This is a genomic window from Streptomyces sp. NPDC088730 (assembly GCF_044751215.1).
Lineage (GTDB): Bacteria > Actinomycetota > Actinomycetes > Streptomycetales > Streptomycetaceae > Streptomyces.
In genome coordinates this window covers 55280-72566 of sequence record NZ_JBIVLK010000004.1, presented here as the reverse complement: position 1 = coordinate 72566, position 17287 = coordinate 55280, and the positions used below count along the sequence as shown (strand labels likewise).

At 72.2% G+C, this 17287-nt stretch carries 16 protein-coding genes; 7 read left to right on the top strand and 9 right to left on the bottom strand.

Annotation, left to right across the window (positions count from 1 at the left end; all coding sequences use genetic code 11):
* Positions 1-34 precede the first annotated feature (34 nt).
* Complete coding sequence (locus ACIP89_RS15415) at positions 35-1255, bottom strand: acetyl-CoA C-acetyltransferase (RefSeq protein ID WP_384125730.1); 1221 nt, start codon at positions 1253-1255, stop codon at positions 35-37.
* Between the two features lie 215 nt (positions 1256-1470).
* On the bottom strand, positions 1471-2592 hold the full coding sequence (locus tag ACIP89_RS15410; protein WP_402115533.1) for an SGNH/GDSL hydrolase family protein: 1122 nt from the start codon (positions 2590-2592) through the stop codon (positions 1471-1473).
* 164 nt (positions 2593-2756) lie between these two features.
* Between ACIP89_RS15410 and ACIP89_RS15405 the strand changes: the two genes are divergently transcribed.
* Positions 2757-4166, top strand: a complete 1410-nt coding sequence (locus ACIP89_RS15405) for a cystathionine beta-synthase (protein ID WP_402115264.1) — start codon at positions 2757-2759, stop codon at positions 4164-4166.
* 273 nt (positions 4167-4439) lie between these two features.
* Here ACIP89_RS15405 and ACIP89_RS15400 read toward each other — a convergent pair whose 3' ends face one another.
* Positions 4440-5255 (bottom strand): helix-turn-helix transcriptional regulator, encoded by an 816-nt coding sequence (locus ACIP89_RS15400; protein ID WP_401926633.1) that lies wholly within the window; start codon positions 5253-5255, stop codon positions 4440-4442.
* A gap of 149 nt (positions 5256-5404) precedes the next feature.
* Here ACIP89_RS15400 and ACIP89_RS15395 point away from each other — a divergent pair, with 149 nt between their 5' ends.
* The gene (locus tag ACIP89_RS15395; protein WP_401926630.1) at positions 5405-6166 is read left to right on the top strand and encodes an SDR family oxidoreductase; all 762 of its coding nucleotides are present in this window, start codon (positions 5405-5407) and stop codon (positions 6164-6166) included.
* Positions 6167-6180: 14 nt separating this feature from the next.
* Here the strand turns inward: ACIP89_RS15395 and ACIP89_RS15390 are convergent, their stop codons facing one another.
* Positions 6181-6600 (bottom strand): hypothetical protein, encoded by a 420-nt coding sequence (locus ACIP89_RS15390; protein WP_402115262.1) that lies wholly within the window; start codon positions 6598-6600, stop codon positions 6181-6183.
* Positions 6601-6882: 282 nt separating this feature from the next.
* On the opposite strand from ACIP89_RS15390, the gene ACIP89_RS15385 reads away from it, so the two are divergent.
* A complete protein-coding gene (locus tag ACIP89_RS15385; RefSeq protein ID WP_401926626.1) occupies positions 6883-7728 on the top strand; it encodes a MurR/RpiR family transcriptional regulator in 846 nt (281 codons plus the stop codon).
* 364 nt (positions 7729-8092) lie between these two features.
* Here the strand turns inward: ACIP89_RS15385 and ACIP89_RS15380 are convergent, their stop codons facing one another.
* The 4 genes from ACIP89_RS15380 to ACIP89_RS15365 form a co-directional block, all read right to left on the bottom strand.
* Complete coding sequence (locus ACIP89_RS15380; RefSeq protein WP_401926623.1) at positions 8093-8467, bottom strand: hypothetical protein; 375 nt, start codon at positions 8465-8467, stop codon at positions 8093-8095.
* A 66-nt stretch (positions 8468-8533) separates the two neighbouring features.
* The gene (locus tag ACIP89_RS15375; protein WP_401926621.1) at positions 8534-9004 is read right to left on the bottom strand and encodes a roadblock/LC7 domain-containing protein; all 471 of its coding nucleotides are present in this window, start codon (positions 9002-9004) and stop codon (positions 8534-8536) included.
* A 38-nt stretch (positions 9005-9042) separates the two neighbouring features.
* Positions 9043-9840 carry a transcriptional regulator gene (locus ACIP89_RS15370; RefSeq protein ID WP_402115260.1) on the bottom strand — a complete coding sequence of 266 codons (798 nt, stop codon included), beginning with the start codon at positions 9838-9840 and terminating at the stop codon, positions 9043-9045.
* Positions 9837-10259, bottom strand: a complete 423-nt coding sequence (locus ACIP89_RS15365) for a hypothetical protein (RefSeq protein WP_401926616.1) — start codon at positions 10257-10259, stop codon at positions 9837-9839. Before ACIP89_RS15365 ends, ACIP89_RS15370 begins: the two co-directional genes overlap by 4 nt.
* A 233-nt stretch (positions 10260-10492) precedes the next feature.
* Here ACIP89_RS15365 and hutU point away from each other — a divergent pair, with 233 nt between their 5' ends.
* From hutU to hutI, 4 genes are read left to right on the top strand one after another with little or no spacing between them, the layout of a single operon-like run.
* Entirely contained in the window at positions 10493-12154 is a 1662-nt protein-coding gene (hutU, locus tag ACIP89_RS15360) for a urocanate hydratase (protein WP_402115258.1), read from the top strand.
* A gap of 41 nt (positions 12155-12195) precedes the next feature.
* Positions 12196-13407, top strand: coding sequence for an allantoate amidohydrolase (locus tag ACIP89_RS15355; protein WP_401927266.1), 1212 nt, complete (start codon positions 12196-12198; stop codon positions 13405-13407).
* Entirely contained in the window at positions 13398-14819 is a 1422-nt protein-coding gene (locus tag ACIP89_RS15350) for a formimidoylglutamate deiminase (protein WP_401926871.1), read from the top strand. Before ACIP89_RS15355 ends, ACIP89_RS15350 begins: the two co-directional genes overlap by 10 nt.
* A gap of 53 nt (positions 14820-14872) precedes the next feature.
* The gene (gene hutI / locus ACIP89_RS15345) at positions 14873-16060 is read left to right on the top strand and encodes an imidazolonepropionase (RefSeq protein ID WP_402115257.1); all 1188 of its coding nucleotides are present in this window, start codon (positions 14873-14875) and stop codon (positions 16058-16060) included.
* Between the two features lie 133 nt (positions 16061-16193).
* Here hutI and ACIP89_RS15340 read toward each other — a convergent pair whose 3' ends face one another.
* Positions 16194-17156, bottom strand: a complete 963-nt coding sequence (locus ACIP89_RS15340) for an RNA polymerase sigma factor SigF (RefSeq protein ID WP_401927264.1) — start codon at positions 17154-17156, stop codon at positions 16194-16196.
* Between the last annotated feature and the right edge of the window lie 131 nt (positions 17157-17287).

Genomic DNA, 17287 nt, shown 5'->3' with positions numbered 1-17287 from the left:
CGTTCCTCGGGCGCCTCCTACCCTCCGCTTCAGCTCAGCTCAGCCGCTCGATGACCATCGCCATGCCCTGGCCGCCGCCCACGCACATCGTCTCCAGGCCGAACTGCTTGTCGTGGAACTGGAGGCTGTTGATCAGCGTGCCGGTGATCCGGGCGCCGGTCATGCCGAAGGGGTGGCCGACGGCGATGGCGCCTCCGTTGACGTTGACCTTGTCCAGCGGCAGGCCGAGGTCCCGGTAGGACGGGATCACCTGGGCGGCGAAGGCCTCGTTGATCTCGGCCAGGTCGATGTCGCCGACGCTCAGCCCGGCCCGCTTCAGCGCCTGCTTGCTCGCCTCGACCGGTCCGTAGCCCATGATCTCGGGGGAGAGGCCGGAGACGCCGGTGGAGACGATCCGGGCCAGCGGGGTCAGGCCCAGCTCGCGCGCCTTCGTGTCGGACATGATCACGAGCGCCGCGGCACCGTCGTTCAGCGGGCAGCAGTTGCCCGCGGTGACCAGGCCGTCGGGGCGGAAGACCGGCTTCAGGCCCTGCACGCCCTCCAGGGTGACGCCCGCACGCGGACCGTCGTCCTTGGCGACCACCGTGCCGTCCGGGGTCGTCACCGGGGTGATCTCGCGCTCCCAGAAGCCGTTCTTCAGGGCTTCCTCCGCGAGGTTCTGCGAGCGGACGCCGAACTCGTCCATGTCCTGGCGGGTGACGCCCTTGGTCCGGGCCAGGTTCTCCGCGGTCTGCCCCATCGAGATGTACGCGTCCGGCACCAGGCCGTCCTCGCGCGGGTCGTGCCAGCTCGCACCGGACTCCTCCGCGCGGGCCGCGGTGCGGGCCTCGGCGTCCGCGAACAGCGGGTTGTGGGTGTCCGGCCAGCTGTCGGAGTTGCCCTTGGCGAACCGGGACACCATCTCGACGCCCGCCGAGATGAACACGTCGCCCTCGCCGGCCTTGATGGCGTGCAGCGCCATCCGGCTGGTCTGCAGGGAGGAGGAGCAGTAGCGGGTGACCGTACAGCCGGGAAGGTGGTCCATCCCCATCTGCACGGCGATGATGCGGCCCAGGTTGTTGCCCTGCTCGCCGCCGGGGAGGCCGCAGCCGAGCATCAGGTCGTCGATGTCCCTGGGGTCCAGCTCCGGGACCTTGGCCAGTGCGGTCTGGATGATCGTGGCGGTCAGGTCGTCCGACCGCAGGTCCTTCAGCGAGCCCTTGAAGGCCCGGCCGATGGGGGAACGGGCAGCAGAGACGATCACGGCTTCGGGCATCACGCGGCTCCATGAGGGCTGGAAGGCTGTCTGGCTGGACTGCTCTGGAAGTTACCCGGACGTACTGCGGAGGTCACCCGCACCGGCATGTGATGCGGGCCTCTTTTCTAAGCAACCGCTCAGTCAGTCGTCCGGGCGGCCGCTCGGTCGGCTGCGAGGGCAACCGGTCGGCCGCCAGGGCAACCGGCCGGTCAGCTGACTGGGCCACCGCCCGGTCACCCCGTGGCGGCGGTGCCCGTGTCGCTGCCCGGACGCCGGTCCACCCGGGTCGAGCCGCCCCGTTCGCCGTTTTCCCCGAGTTCCCCGCGTTCCCCGCGTTCCTCCCGTTTTCCAGGCGCTCCCGAGGAACGGTGCGGGTACCAGTGCGGATGAGGGTGCGGCTCCGTCGCCGCGGGCAGACGCCGCCGCCTGCGGTGCTTGAGGAGCGCCCAGGGCGCCCGCGCCCCGGTGACCTCCGTACCGGCCTCCCTGGCCGCCTGGGAGGCCGCCTTGGCCACCGGCAGCATGTCCTCGCGCCGGGCGCCGTCCAGATGATCGGACTCCGGCCACAGCCCCAGCACCGCGCAGAGCGTCGGCAGGACCGCCATCGCCGCGGTCGCGTACCCCTCCGCCGAAGGGTGGTAGTTGTCCGGGCCGAACAGCTCCCGCGGGTTCGCCTCGAACTCCGGGCCCAGCAGGTCGCCCAGCGACACCGTGCGCCCGCCCTGCTCCACGGAGCCGATCGTCTGCGCCGCCGCCAGCTGCCGGCTCACCCGCCGGGCCAGCCACCGCAGCGGCTGGTAGACCGGCTCGATCGTGCCCAGGTCCGGGCAGGTGCCGACCACCACCTCCGCGCCCGCCGTCCGCAGCCTGCGTACCGCCGTGGTCAGGCAGCGCACCGACTGGGTCGCGGGCATCCGGTGCGTCACGTCGTTGGCCCCGATCATGATCACGCAGACGTCCGGGGTCCCGGACGGGTCCGCCAGCAGCAGTGAGACCTGCCGCTCCAGATCGTCCGACCTGGCACCCGGCTGCGCGACATTGCGCAGATCCACCGGCCGCTCCGAGACCGCCGCCAGCCCGGAGGCCAGCAGCGCACCCGGTGTCTGCCCGGCCCGCCGCACGCCCTGCCCGGCCGCCGTGGAATCCCCCAGCAGCCCCAGCCGCAGCGGGTCGGAAGGACCGGCGAACGCCACCCCGTACCGCCCGTCCGCGCTCGGCGGGACCGGGGCGGTCCCGCCGCCCACCAGCCGCTTCGCCAGCTGGACCTCCGCCAGCATGACGCCCACCGCCGCGGCGCCCAGCAGCCCGACGCTGCCGCCACCGTAGGCCGCGCCCGCTGCGATCCGCCGTGCCACCCTCGCTCTCGACACAGTCCGGTCCACCTCCTCGTCGCCGTACGTGCCGTACCGCCGTACACAGAGCTAACTGCCCCCAAGGGGGCATCGTTCAATCGCATCACCCAATCCGGTCCCCGTGCGCATACTCTTGCCGCACCATCACGGAGACCCCGGAGTACACGGTGCAATTCCACGATTCGATGATCAGCCTCGTAGGCAACACCCCGCTGGTGAGGCTGCGCAGTGTGACGGCCGGCATCCAGGCGACGGTTCTGGCCAAGGTCGAGTACTTCAACCCCGGCGGCTCGGTCAAGGACCGGATCGCCCTTCGCATGATCGAGGCCGCCGAAGAGAGCGGCGCGCTCCAGCCCGGCGGCACGATCGTCGAGCCGACGAGCGGCAACACGGGCGTGGGCCTGGCGATCGTCGCGCAGCAGAAGGGCTACAAGTGCATCTTCGTCTGCCCGGACAAGGTGTCCACGGACAAGATCAACGTGCTGCGCGCCTACGGGGCCGAGGTCGTCGTCTGCCCGACGGCGGTCGACCCCGATCACCCGGACTCCTACTACAACGTCTCCGACCGGCTGGTCCGTGAGACGCCCGGAGCCTGGAAGCCCGACCAGTACTCCAACCCGAACAACCCGCGCTCCCACTACGAGACCACCGGTCCCGAACTGTGGGAGCAGACGGACGGGAAGATCACCCATTTCGTGGCGGGGGTCGGCACCGGCGGCACGATCAGCGGCACCGGCCGCTACCTGAAGGACGTCAGTGACGGCGCGGTCAAGATCATCGGCGCGGACCCGGAGGGCTCGGTCTACTCGGGCGGCTCGGGCCGGCCGTACCTGGTCGAGGGCGTCGGCGAGGACTTCTGGCCGACGGCGTACGACCGTACGGTCACCGACGAGATCGTCGCCGTGTCCGACAAGGACTCCTTCCAGATGACCCGTCGGCTCGCCAAGGAGGAGGGGCTGCTGGTCGGCGGCTCCTGCGGAATGGCGGTCGTGGGCGCCCTGGAGGTCGCGAAGCGGCTCGGCCCGCAGGACGTGGTCGTCGTCCTGCTCCCGGACAGCGGGCGCGGCTACCTGAGCAAGATCTTCAACGACGAGTGGATGGCGGACTACGGCTTCCTGGAGAACACCGGCCCCTCCGCACGCGTCGCGGACGTCCTCGACTACAAGGAGGGCCCGATCCCGACGCTCGTCCACATGCACCCCGAGGAGACCGTCGGCGAGGCGATCGACGTCCTGCGCGAGTACGGCGTCTCGCAGATGCCGATCGTGAAGCCGGGCGCCGGCCACCCCGACGTGATGGCCGCGGAGGTCATCGGCTCGGTGGTCGAGCGGGAGCTGCTGAACGCACTCTTCGCCCAGCGCGCCTCGCTCTCCGACCCGCTGGAGAAGCACATGTCGCCGCCGCTGCCGCAGGTCGGTTCCGGCGAACCGGTCGAGGACCTGATGGCGGTGCTCGGCGGTGCGGGCGCGGCGGACGCGGCGATCGTGCTGGTCGAGGGCAAGCCCAAGGGTGTGGTCAGCAGGCAGGACCTGCTGGCGTTCCTCGCCAAGGACGCGGCGCCGGTCGCCAAGCCGTAGCCGCCCCGGCCGGAACCGGGGGCTTCGCGAAAACGGTACGAGCGCGACACGTACCCGCAGCACCGGCTTAACACGGGTCGGGCAGATTGATGGGTGTCGGCAGGGAAACCCGCCGGCACCGATACGGCGACACGGACTACGGAGCGGCTCCCGGACCTCCACTGTCGTCAGGACGCGAGACCGGCCCTGACCCGGACCGCGTCCCTCGCGGGGACCGCCGTCGTCCCGCCCTCCGGGAAACCGGGGGTGCGGCGGTCCCCGCGATACACCTCGTCACGGCGCCGCCGTCAGCAGCGCGAGGCGCTCCGCCGACTCCGTACCCGGCTCCGGGGTGTAGACCACCAGGCACTGATCGGGGTCCCCGGGCACATCGAGCGTCTCGTACGGGAGCGTGAGCAGACCCGTCACCGGGTGGCTGATCCGCTTGACGCCGTACGCCTTCGCCTTCACCTGGTGATCCGCCCACAGCCGGCGGAAGTCCTCGTTCCCCGCCGACAGCTCGCCGACCAGCGCCGCCAGTTGCTTGTCGTGCGGGTGCAGGCCCGCGTCCAGGCGGAGGTGGGCGACGGTCTCCGCCGCCACGGCGGCCCAGTCCGGATAGAGCTCCGGAGCGGCCGGGTCGAGGAACACCTGGCGCGGGACGTTGCGCACACCGGGGGAGAGCCGCGAGAAGCCGAGGAGCGCGTCGGCCGCCCCGTTCCACGCCAGTACGTCCATCCGGCGGCCCAGGATGAACGCCGGTGCCCCGCCCAGGGTCTCCAGCAGCAACCGCAGCCCCGGCCGCACCCGTTGGGCGGGGGCCGGGGCCGCCGTGCGCGGCTCGGGGCGCGCCAGCGTGCGCAGATGGGCGTGCTCCGTCTCGTCCAGCCCCAGCACCCGGGCCACCGCGTCCAGCACGGCGTCCGAGACGCTCGGGCCCCGCCCCTGCTCCAGCCGGATGTAGTAGTCCACGCTCACCCCGGCGAGCTGCGCCACTTCCTCGCGCCGCAGCCCCGGAACGCGCCTGCGGCCGTAGGAGTTCAGCCCGACGTCACCGGGCTGTATGCGGGCACGTCGTGAGCGGAGGAAGTCTCCGAGGTCGCCGTCCATGCCGCGATCGTAGAAGACCCCGGCCACCGCCCAGCCTGGTACTGCCGGACCCAGGAAAGACGCATCCCTGGGTAGCGGCGGCCCGCAGCCGCAGAGTTGGGCCCAGGCCGGGGAGACGCCCCGGGCCCACAGCACCAGGGAGTACGGACATGTCGTACGGGACACTCGCAGGCCGCACCGCCGTCATCACCGGAGCCGCCAGCGGCATGGGGAACGCGACCGCCCGGCTGCTCGCCGCCCAGGGCGTCGGGGTGGCGCTGCTGGCCCGCCGCGCGGAGCGGCTGGAGGAGCTGGCCGGGAAGATCACCGCCGACGGGGGACAGGCACTCGCCGTCGTCACCGACGTCACGGACCAGGCGTCCGTGGACGCCGCGGCCGAGCGGGTGCACGCCGCCTTCGGCCGGGTGGACCTGGTGGTCAACGCGGCCGGGGTGATGCTGCCGAACCCGGTGGACGAGGGCCGCGCCGACGAATGGCAGCGGATGCTGGACACCAACGTGGCGGGCGCCCTGCGCATCATCCGGGCCTTCACCGCGGACCTGGTGGCGGCCGCCGCCGACGGCCGCACCGCCGACCTGGTCAACATCTCCTCGATCGGCGCGCACGTCACGTTCCCCAACTACGCGGTCTACGGGGCGACGAAGGCGGCGCTCACCTACCTCTCGGCCTCGCTGCGCACCGAACTGGGCCCGCGCGACGTCCGCGTCACGAACATCGAGCCCGGCCTCACCGACTCCGAACTGGCCGGACACGTCGACAACAAGGAACTCAGCGGCCAGCTCGACGGCATGTTCGACGCGCTCGGCGGGCTGTCGAGCGACGAGATCGCCGACCTGATCGCCTACACGACCAGTCGGGCACGCCACATCAACCTGCGCCAGCTGGTCGTGCTGCCGACCCGTCAGGCGTGAGGAGGGTCCGCCGCTCAGTCCTCCCAGCCGGACTCCCGCCGCTCCTCGCCCCGACGCCGGAAGGGCCGTCCGCCGCGGGAGGCCTGGAAGGCGTTGACGCCGACGATCCCGAGCCAGGTCACGACCAGCCCCTGGAAACCCGCGTTCACCACACCGATGGCGGACAGCGGGACGGCCAGGATCAGCGAGACGATCGCGAATCCGTACTGCTCACCGAAGTGCCCTGAGGAGGCCCGCTCCGGCGAGCGCGCCCCCCTGACCTGCTGCTCGGCGAGATGACGCCTGACCCGGCGGTCGAGCGTGCCGTCGAGCCGCTGCTCGACCTTCTCCAGAAACGACTCGACGAGCGCGGACTCGTACTCGGTGCCCAGCTCGTTGCGGGCTTGAAGGGTGGCGCTGAGCTCCTTCTTGAGCTCCGTGTCGGATGCGTCCATGCTTCTACGTTACGAAGCCGCGCCGGCCGGGTCAGTGGGGCTAGCCCCCCGGTTTGCCCGGCCGGGCGCACCGTCCGGGCCTCCTGGCGCCGGAGCACCGCGAGGCCCTTGCCGACCGGCATGACGAGGGCGAGGGCCGGAACGGCGCATCCGGAATCCATGGCCGACCACACCCCCCCCGGGTCACCACGGCTGACTGCATATGGACATGCAGACGGCTTGCTGGCTGAATGGATTCCTCGGCGCCGGACCACGGCGCGACAAATCCAGCGAGGGGACAGGATGAGCGGGAGCAGCCCGGCCGCGAGGTTGCAGCAGCTGTTCGAGGGGCGCAGGCTCACCCCCACCCAGCGGCGCATCGCGCACTCGATGGTGCGCAGGGCCGGTGACGCCCCGTTCCTGTCCAGCGTCGAGCTGGCCGAACTGGCCGGGGTCAGTCAGCCCTCCGTCACCCGGTTCGCCGTGGCGCTCGGCTTCGACGGCTACCCCGCACTGCGCAGGCACCTGCGCGAGGTCTCCCCGGCCGGGGCCTCGGCGGGGGCCGGGGAGGACGCGTACAACGAGTACCAGCAGGCGGTGCTCGGCGAGATCGAGAACCTGCGCCACCTCGCGGAGCTGCTCGCGGACCCGGGCCCCGTCGAGCGTGCCGGACGGCTGCTGGCCGACTCGCGACCGCTGCCGGTGCTCGGGCTGCGCGCCGCCTCCTCGCAGGCCCGGGGCTTCGGGTACTTCGCCGCCAAGGTCCACCCCGATGTCCGGGTGCTCGACGAGGGCGGCAGCATGCTGCCCGACCGGATCGACGCCGCCCGGCGGGCCGGGGCCACCGCGCTGATCTGCTTCGCGCTGCCGCGCCATCCCCGGGAGGTGGTGGACGCCCTCGCGTACGCCCGGGAACAGGGGCTGACCGTGGTCTCGGTCGCGGACTCCGCGTTCGCCCCGGTGGCCGCGCACAGCGATCTGCTGATCCCGGCCGCCGTCGGGACCGGGCTCGCCTTCGACACGGCGTGCGCGCCGATGCTGCTCGGCCGGGTGCTGCTGGAGTCGATGTGCGACGCCCTGCCGGACGCGCAGGCGCGGCTGGAGGAGTTCGACGCGAGGGCGGCGGCGCGGAGCCTGTTCATCGAGTGAGCCGCGGAGGTGCGCCCTGTGCGGTGGGTGGGGGTTCGGGGTCCCTCCGGGGCGTCTCCTCGGGCGACGAACGTGCAGGGGGGCCGTGAGGGACCCGGGTCTGTGTTCGTCGTCCTGCGGGGACTCCCCTGCACGCCCCCGAACCCGGCCGTCGTGCGTCTGCGGCAGTCGTCGGGCCGGTGTGCAGACGCGCACGAGGCTGGGGTGGGGACGTGCAGGGGGGTCCCCGCAGGGAATGGCGTACGACCCGGGTCCCTCACGTACCCGGGTGAACACGCCATTTCCGAGGGGACGCCCCGGAGGGGCACCACCCCCCCACCCACCGGACCAGGCGCACCCACTGGAACAGGGCGCCGGCCGGTGCTCAGACCTCCAGCTCGGCCTCGATCTTCTTCAGCTTGTGGCGGGCCATGGCCAGGTTGGCGCGGCCGGAGTCCAGCACCAGGTAGAGGAAAAGACCCTTGCTGCCACGGGTCCTGAGCAGCCTGATCAGGTGGTACTGGGTGCCGAGGGTGATCAGGATGTCCTCGATCTCGTCCTGGATGCCCAGCTGTTCCATGGTGCGGAGCTTCGCGCGTACGACGTCGGTGTTGCCGGCCGCCGCGACCTCCAGGTTGAACTCCTTGCCGCCGCCGAGGGTGCCCAGCGCCATGCCGCTCGTGTAGTCGACGAGGGCGACACCGACGGCCCCCTCGATGTTCGTCATCGCTTCCTTCAGTGACGCTTCGGTGTTCGCCATGAGTGCTGGTTTCCTTTCGCTGACCGGCCGCGACGACCGGTTCCGTTACCTGGGGCTGAGAGGTGGTCAGGTCGGGCGATGGGGCAGCGTGCCCGGCGGCTGCGGGGTGCGTGGCGCGAGGGGGCGTGCGCCGGAAGGGGGCTGTGGGGCGCGTTCCAGCGCGGTGTCGACGAGTCGGCCGATCCTGGCCCCGGCCCGGCGGCCCTCCAGATGGAGCCTGCCGACGTTGATCCGGTCCTCGGCCAGCAGCGTCAGTACGGCGGAGGAGCCCGCGGCGTACGCCGCGATGTAGCCCGTCTCGCCGCGGACGAGGAGTTCACGGAAGCCGCCCCGGCCGGTCGCCTCCGTCATCCGGATCGAGACGCCGAGCGCGGCCGCGGTCAGCGCGGCGACCCCTTCCGCCTCCACCCCCGGGGTGTCGTGGGCGAGAAGGAGACCGTCGGTACTGGCGGCCAGGGCGCCGGCGAGCATCGGCACCCGCGCCCGCAGCCGCTGGAGTTCGGCCAGGACGTCACGCACTTCGGCCTCGGGCACCATCAGCTGTCTCCTCCCGGCACGCTGTCTGAGCGCGCGTATCACAAGGCCTCCAACGCGTCTCGGAGCCGGCGCAACAGGGCGACATCGGGATCGGCCGTCACCTCGGGCAGCTCGATCCGGGCGGCCGCGGTGGCGGCCGGGCCCGTCGGCTGCCGGACCGCCTCGACCAGCCCCGCCGCGGCCAGCCGCCGCAGGTCGACCAGGATGTGGAACGCCGATCTGCCCAGCTCCTGGGCGATGTCCGTCGCGGTGCGCACCCCGTCCACGCACCCCAGCACGCGCTGCTGGCGCGGTGGCACCGGGCCGTCGAGCGGGCAGCCGGTCCGGACGAGGGGGGCGCTGTCGCCCGCCGCCTCGGGCCAGATCCGGTCCAGCAGCTCCCGGCGCCGGAGCGTCTCGCGCTGCACGGCGTCCACGGGCACGGGGCGGACCGGGCCGATCCAGTGGGCGACCCCGTAACGGAAGCGGGCCGGGGTCCGGGTCGGGGCGAGGGCGAAGAACGCCGCGTCGTACAACACCCCCAGGTGGCACAGCTCCAGCGCGCCGCCCGCCACCCGGCCGCTGTCCACCAGATAGCGGCCGACCCGCCTGCGGGCGCCCGCCTGGGCGACCGCGTCCCACCAGCCGTCCTGGTGCAGCGCGCCGCCCCGGGTGAGCAGGACGTCGATCCCGGGAGTCGCCGGGCTCTCGGCGTGCACCACCTCGCCGTCCGCGAGGTAGAGGGTGCCGCAGTCGCGCATCAGGGCGCCGGTGGCCCGTTCCGCGGCGAGGCGCGCGAGCATCGGCGAGAGCACGGTCGCGGGGGAGGACGCGGGTAAGGGGCCGGCCGTTCTCATGCCAGGACCAGCCGCTCGGCCGTCTCGCCCAGCCGTATCCGGGCCAGGGCGAGATTCCCCTCCGCGCGGTCCAGCCACAGGTGGAGGAAGACGCTGCTGTCGAAGTCCGTCTCGACGAACCGGAGGATGTGGTAGCCGGACCGGGTGGTGACGATGACGTCCTCGACCGGTGGCTCCGTCCCCGAATCGCCTCTGCCGCCCGCGGCGGCCGGCGGCCGGGCCGCTTCCGAGGTGAAGGCGGACTGCTCGGCCGCCATCCGCGCCACCTCCGCCGTCTCGGCGGCGGTGGCCTCGTGATCGCCGTTGGGCGCGTCACCGATGGTGCCGAGAGCGAGACCGCTGGTCCAGTCGACCACGGCGGCGCCACGGGCACCGGGCAGTCTCATGACGTCGAGCAGGCACTCGTCGATTCCGGGCACGCGGACTCCCCTCCGACGCGGCGTTCGGCTGTGACCCAGAGGTTACGCAACGTGCTCGGGACTGGTGGAGGTTCTGGCATTTTCCATAGGTACATGCAGGTGGCCGGTGGAAAATGCCTCGCCGCACGCCGGAGGGAGGCCCTCCGGAGACCGGTGGCGCCCCCCTGTTGACTGGGGCTATTCAGCCGATCAAGATGTGAATAGAAAATTCACAGTCGCGAGGAGGCATTGCCATGTCAGGACCCCGCCCCGTACGGGCACCGCGCGGTACCGAGCTGAGCGCCCTGGGATGGCAGCAGGAAGCCGCGCTGCGGATGCTGCAGAACAACCTGGACCCCGAGGTCGCCGAGCACCCCGACAAGCTCGTCGTCTACGGCGGCACCGGCAAGGCGGCCCGCGACTGGCGCTCGTTCGACGCGATGGTCCGCACGCTGCGCACCCTCAAGCAGGACGAGACGATGCTCGTCCAGTCCGGGCGGCCGGTCGGTGTCATGCAGACGCACGAGTGGGCCCCGCGCGTGCTCATCGCCAACTCCAACCTGGTGGGCGACTGGGCGAACTGGGAGGAGTTCCGCCGCCTGGAGGCGCTCGGGCTCACCATGTACGGCCAGATGACCGCCGGATCGTGGATCTACATCGGCACCCAGGGCATCCTCCAGGGCACCTACGAGACGTTCGCCGCCGTCGCCGCGAAGAAGTTCGGCGGGACACTGGCCGGGACGATCACGCTGACCGCCGGGCTCGGCGGCATGGGCGGTGCCCAGCCGCTCGCCGTGACGATGAACGACGGCGTCGCGATCTGTATCGACGTGGACCCGCGCGCCATCGAGCGCCGCATCGAGCACCGCTTCCTGGACGTGAAGGCCGACAACCTGGAGCACGCGCTCCAGCTCGCGGTCGAGGCGCGGGACGCCCGCAGGCCGCTCTCCATCGGCCTGCTCGGCAACGCCGCGGAGCTGCTGCCCCGGATGCTCGCGGAGGGCGCCCCGGTCGACATCGTCACCGACCAGACCAGCGCGCACGACCCCCTGGCCTACCTGCCGGTCGGGGTCGACTTCGACGACATGGCCGACTACGCCACCGAGAAGCCCGCCGACTTCACCCTGCGCGCCCGTGAGTCGATGGCCAAGCACGTCGAGGCGATGGTCGGCTTCATGGACGCGGGCGCGGAGGTCTTCGACTACGGCAACTCGATCCGCGGCGAGGCCCAGCTCGCGGGCTACGGACGGGCCTTCGACTTCCCGGGCTTCGTGCCCGCCTACATCCGGCCGCTCTTCTGCGAGGGCAAGGGCCCGTTCCGCTGGGCGGCGCTGTCCGGCGAGGCGTCCGACATCCGCAAGACCGACAAGGCGCTGCTCGAACTCTTCCCGGAGAACGAGTCGCTGCACCGCTGGATCAGGATGGCCGGCGAGCGCGTCCAGTTCCAGGGGCTGCCCGCCCGGATCTGCTGGCTCGGCTACGGCGAGCGGGACCGGGCCGGTGAGCGGTTCAACGACATGGTGGCGAGCGGTGAGCTGGCCGCGCCGCTGGCCATCGGGCGCGACCACCTGGACTGCGGTTCCGTGGCCTCCCCGTACCGGGAGACCGAGGCCATGCTCGACGGCTCGGACGCGATCGCGGACTGGCCGCTGCTGAACGCGATGGTGAACGTGGCGTCGGGGGCCTCCTGGGTCTCCATCCACCACGGCGGCGGCGTCGGCATGGGGCGCTCCATCCACGCGGGCCAGGTGACGGTGGCCGACGGCACGGAGCTGGCCGGCGAGAAGATCCGGCGGGTGCTGACGAACGACCCGGGCATGGGCGTCATCCGGCACGTGGACGCGGGCTACGACCTCGCGGAGTCGGTCGCCTCCGACAAGGACGTGCGGGTGCCGATGCGGGAGGGCGGGGCGTGACGGCCACGGGCGGACCGGGGCCCACCCTGTCCTTCCAGGACATGTGGCGGGAGCTCGCTCCCATCGGACGGCATCCGGACAGCGGCGGCTACCGCCGCTACGCCTGGACCCCCGCCGACACCGACTGCCGTACGTGGTTCCGGGCACAGGCCGAGGCGCGCGGGCTGGCCCTGGAGACCGACCGCAACGGCAACCAGTGGGCCTGGCTCGGTGACCCGCTGGCCGGGGACGCCGTCGTCACCGGCTCGCACCTCGACTCGGTGCCGGACGGCGGCGCCTTCGACGGGCCGCTCGGTGTCGTCTCCTCCTTCGCCGCGCTCGACGAACTCCGCCGCAGGGGAGTGGAGTTCACCCGGCCGCTGGCCATCACCAACTTCGGCGACGAGGAGGGCGCCCGGTTCGGCCTCGCCTGCGTCGGCTCCCGGCTCGCCGCCGGACAGCTGACCGTCGAGGCCGCGCACCGGCTGCGGGACGGGGACGGTGTCACGCTCCCGCAGGCGATGGAGGCGGCCGGGTACGACCCCGACGCCATCGGCCCGGACCCCGAACGGCTCGCCCGTATCGGCGCGTTCGTCGAGCTGCACGTCGAGCAGGGCCGCGCCCTCGATCTCAGTGGCGACCCGGTCGGCATCGCCTCCGCGATCTGGCCGCACGGCCGCTGGCGGTTCGACTTCCGGGGCGAGGCCAACCACGCGGGCACCACCCGGCTCGCCGACCGGCGCGACCCTATGCTGACGTACGCCGAGACGGTGCTGGCCGCCCGCCGGGAGGCGGAGCTGGCCGGCGCCCTCGCCACCTTCGGCAAGATCGCCGTCGAGCCGAACGGCGTCAACGCCATCCCCTCGCTCGTACGCGGCTGGCTCGACTCCCGCGCCGCCGACCAGGACACCCTGGACACCGTCGTCACCGGGATCGAGCGGGCCGCCCGGGAACACGCCGGACGGGCCGGTATCGATCTCGACGTCGTACGGGAGTCCTTCACGCCCGTCGTGGAGTTCCAGCACGCCCTGCGCGACGAGCTGGGCACCATCCTGAAGGGCGCCACCCGGGGCAACGGCCGCGCCGTCCCGGTGCTCGGCACGGGAGCGGGACACGATGCGGGTATTTTGTCCGCTTCGGCCCCTACCGCCATGCTGTTCGTCCGGAACCCCACCGGGATCTCGCACTCGCCGGCCGAGCACGCCGCCGAGGACGACTGCGTGGCCGGGGTGACCGCACTCGCCGATGTACTGGAAGGTCTCGCGTGCCGCTGACAACGGAGCCCACAACGGAGTCCACGACGGAACCGGCCACGGAGCCGACCGGCAAGCCCGTCACCGCGACGTACTGGCTCTCCCACGCCTGGCTCGGCACCCATGTCGAGCCGGGCGTCGTCCTGGAGGTGTCCGACGGGCTGATCGCCGGGGTACGGACCGGCGTCGACTCCCCGCCGCCCGGCGCCACCGTGCTGCGCGGGCTCACCCTGCCCGGCCTCGCCAACACCCACTCGCACGCCTTCCACCGCGCACTGCGCTCCACCGTCCAGGTCGGCTCGGGCACCTTCTGGACCTGGCGCGAGACCATGTACCAGGTCGCGGCCCGGCTGACCCCCGACACGTACTACGAACTGGCCCGTGCCGTGTACGCCGAAATGGCGCTGGCCGGCATCACCGCGGTCGGTGAGTTCCACTATCTGCACCACGCGCCCGGCGGCACCCCGTACAGCGACCCGAACGCGATGGGCGCCGCCCTGATCGAGGCCGCGCGTGAGGCGGGCATCCGGATCACCCTCCTGGACACCGCCTACCTCGCCGCGGGGTTCGGCCGCCGCCCCTCCCAGTACCTGAAGCCCGACCGCCACCAGCTGCGCTTCTCCGACACCACGGCCGACGCCTGGGCCGAGCGCGCCTCCCTCCTCAAGGGCGACGAGCACGCCCTGATCGGTGCCGCCGTCCACTCCGTGCGCGCCGTGCCCGCGGACCAGCTCGCCACCGTCGCGGCCTGGGCGCGGGAGAGGCGGGCGCCGCTCCATGTGCACCTCTCCGAGCAGACCGCGGAGAACGACGCCTGCCTCGCCGCCCACGGCCGCACCCCCACCCGGCTCCTCGCCGACCACGGGGTGCTCGGCCCGCGCACCACCGGGGTGCACAACACCCACCTCACGGCCGAGGACATCGCGCTGATCGGCTCCACGGCCACCGGCACCTGCATGTGCCCGACCACGGAGCGCGATCTCGCCGACGGCATCGGGCCCGCCGTCGCCCTCCAGCGCGCCGGCTCCCCGCTCTCGCTGGGCAGCGACAGCCACGCCGTGATCGACCTCTTCGAGGAGGCGCGGGCGATGGAGCTCAACGAACGGCTGCGCACCAGGACCCGCGGCCACTGGACCGCGGCGGCCCTGCTGCGGGCCGCCTCCGCCGACGGCCACGCCGCGCTCGGCCGGCCGGAGGCGGGCGTCCTCGAACCGGGCGCGCCCGCCGACCTGGCGACCGTCGCCCTGGACTCCGTCAGAACAGCGGGGCCGGTGCCGCGACTTGCCGCCGAGACAGCCGTATTCGCCGCCTCCGCGGCCGATGTGCGCCATACGGTGGTCGCCGGACGGCACATCGTGCGCGACGGGCAGCACGCGCTCGTCCCCGACGTCCCGGCGGCACTCGCGAAGGCCATCGCCGCCCTGCACCACTGAACGGCGCGGCCGCGAACCCTCCGCCGCCCCCACGCAAGGAGAGCAGTCCCCCGATGACGACGATCGCCATCACCCACATCTCCGCACTGGTCACCAACGACCCCTCCCTCGGTGACGGTTCCCCCCTCGGACTGATCCAGGACGCGGCCGTCGTCATCGAGGGCGAGCACGTCGTCTGGACCGGTGAATCCAGCAAAGCACCCGCCACTGACAACGCCGTCGACGCGGCGGGACGGGCCGTGATCCCCGGCTTCGTCGACTCCCACTCGCATCTGCTCTTCGCGGGCGACCGCACCCAGGAGTTCAACGCCCGGATGTCCGGCCGCGCCTACAGCGCGGGCGGCATCCGCACCACCGTCGCCGCCACCCGCGCCGCCACCGACGACGAGCTCGACGCCAACGTCGCCCGCTACCTCGCAGAGGCGCTGCGCCAGGGCACCACGACCTTCGAGACCAAGTCCGGCTACGGCCTCACCGTCGAGGACGAGGCCCGCGCCCTGCGCATCGCCGCCCGCCACACCGAGGAGGTCACCTTCCTGGGCGCCCACATCGTCTCCCCGGACTACGCCGACGACCCGGCCGGATACGTCGGCCTGGTGACCGGTCCGATGCTCGACGCCTGCGCCCCGTACGCCCGTTGGATCGATGTCTTCTGCGAGCGCGGCGCCTTCGACGGGGACCAGGCCCGCGCCGTCCTCACCGCGGGCCGCGCCAGGGGCCTGCACCCGCGCGTCCACGCCAACCAGCTCGGCCACGGCCCCGGCGTCCAGCTCGCCGTCGAACTCGACGCGGCCTCCGCCGACCACTGCACTCACCTCACCGACGCCGACATCGACGCCCTGGCCCAGTCCGCCACCGTCGCCACGCTGCTCCCGGGCGCCGAGTTCTCCACCCGCGCCGCCTGGCCGGACGCCCGCCGCATCCTGGACGCGGGCGCCACCGTCGCGCTCTCCACGGACTGCAACCCGGGCTCCTCGTTCACCTCGTCCATGCCGTTCTGCGTCGCACTCGCCGTGCGCGACATGGGCATGACCCCCGACGAAGCGCTCTGGTCCGCCACCGCGGGCGGCGCAGCGGCCCTGCGGCGCACCGACATCGGACGCCTCGCCCCCGGCGCCCGCGCCGATCTGGTGGTCCTCGACGCACCCAGCCACGTCCACCTCGCCTACCGGCCCGGCGTACCGCTGGTGCACGAGGTCTGGCGGCGCGGCGAGCGCACCGGCCCGCGCCGCTCCGGCTGAGGACGAGCCAGTAGCCGGCGGGCCCATAACGGACAGGCCCGTCACCAGGAGGCCGTAACGCGGAAGGACCTGCCCCTCGGCGGGGCAGGTCCTTGGTCCGGCAGTCCTCGCGGGCGCGCCGCGAGGTGCCCGCTCACTCGTCCAGCGTCAGGCCCTTGCGGAGCTTGACCAGAGTCCGCGAGAGCAGCCTGGAGACGTGCATCTGCGAGATGCCGAGCTCCTCGCCGATCTCCGACTGCGTCATGTTGGCGACGAACCGGAGCGAGAGGATCGTCCGGTCGCGGCCGGGCAGCGAGGCGATCAGCGGCTTCAGGGACTCGATGTACTCGATGCCTTCGAGCCCGTGGTCCTCGTAGCCGAGCCGGTCGGCCAGCGCGCCGTCGTTCTCGTCCTCCTCCGGCTTGGCGTCCAGCGAACTCGCGGTGTACGCGTTGCTCGCGGCCATGCCTTCGACGACTTCTTCGTTGCTGATGCCCAGGCGGTCGGCGAGCTCGCCCACGGTGGGCGAGCGGTCCAGCTGCTGGGCGAGCTCGTCGCCCGCCTTGGCCAGGTCGAGCCGCAGCTCCTGCAGACGGCGCGGTACGCGGACGGACCAGCTGGTGTCGCGGAAGAAGCGCTTGATCTCACCGACGATGGTCGGCATCGCGAAGGTCGGGAACTCGACGCCCCGGCTGAGCTCGAAGCGGTCGATCGCCTTGATCAGGCCGATGGTGCCGACCTGGATGATGTCCTCCATCGGTTCGCTGCGGGAGCGGAACCTGGAGGCGGCGAACTTGACCAGGGCCATGTTCAGCTCGACGAGCGTGTTGCGCACGTAGGAGTACTCGTGGGTGCCCTCTTCGAGGCGTTCGAGCCGGGTGAAGAGCGTCTTGGAGAGCGCCCTGGCGTCCAGCGGCCCCATCTCGGAGGCGGGCGGGATCTCGGGAAGTTCCACGAGTCCGCCGGTGGTGCTTTCGGTATCGCCGTAATCACTGCTGGTGGTGCTTGAGCGCGTGCCGTCCAGGACGGTCGCGGCAGGGGAGTGTGATTCGGTCAGTCCCTGAGGACATGCTGACGCCGCGTTGTGGGTACGCGGTTCGTCGAGCCGGGGTGACATGGTCTCCTCCATCGTTCTCGGCATATGGCTGCCGATGCCTATACGTGTTCCTGCGGTGAAGCGGCGCCTCCAAAGCCGGCCATGTTTTGGGTGTCCCCCTACCCTTACCCGGTCCGGATGGCCGGATACAA

Excerpts from the sequence above, each read along its gene's own strand:
- ACIP89_RS15395 (WP_401926630.1), top strand. The coding sequence starts at position 5,405 with ATGTCGTACGGGACACTCGCAGGCCGCACCGCCGTCATCACCGGAGCC.
- ACIP89_RS15355 (WP_401927266.1), top strand. The coding sequence starts at position 12,196 with ATGTGGCGGGAGCTCGCTCCCATCGGACGGCATCCGGACAGCGGCGGC.
- ACIP89_RS15390 (WP_402115262.1), bottom strand. The coding sequence starts at position 6,600 with ATGGACGCATCCGACACGGAGCTCAAGAAGGAGCTCAGCGCCACCCTT.
- ACIP89_RS15400 (WP_401926633.1), bottom strand. The coding sequence starts at position 5,255 with ATGGACGGCGACCTCGGAGACTTCCTCCGCTCACGACGTGCCCGCATA.
- ACIP89_RS15340 (WP_401927264.1), bottom strand. The coding sequence starts at position 17,156 with ATGTCACCCCGGCTCGACGAACCGCGTACCCACAACGCGGCGTCAGCA.
- ACIP89_RS15380 (WP_401926623.1), bottom strand. The coding sequence starts at position 8,467 with ATGGCGAACACCGAAGCGTCACTGAAGGAAGCGATGACGAACATCGAG.
- ACIP89_RS15385 (WP_401926626.1), top strand. The coding sequence starts at position 6,883 with ATGAGCGGGAGCAGCCCGGCCGCGAGGTTGCAGCAGCTGTTCGAGGGG.
- hutU (WP_402115258.1), top strand. The coding sequence starts at position 10,493 with ATGTCAGGACCCCGCCCCGTACGGGCACCGCGCGGTACCGAGCTGAGC.
- ACIP89_RS15415 (WP_384125730.1), bottom strand. The coding sequence starts at position 1,255 with ATGCCCGAAGCCGTGATCGTCTCTGCTGCCCGTTCCCCCATCGGCCGG.
- ACIP89_RS15375 (WP_401926621.1), bottom strand. The coding sequence starts at position 9,004 with ATGGTGCCCGAGGCCGAAGTGCGTGACGTCCTGGCCGAACTCCAGCGG.
- hutI (WP_402115257.1), top strand. The coding sequence starts at position 14,873 with ATGACGACGATCGCCATCACCCACATCTCCGCACTGGTCACCAACGAC.
- ACIP89_RS15370 (WP_402115260.1), bottom strand. The coding sequence starts at position 9,840 with ATGAGAACGGCCGGCCCCTTACCCGCGTCCTCCCCCGCGACCGTGCTC.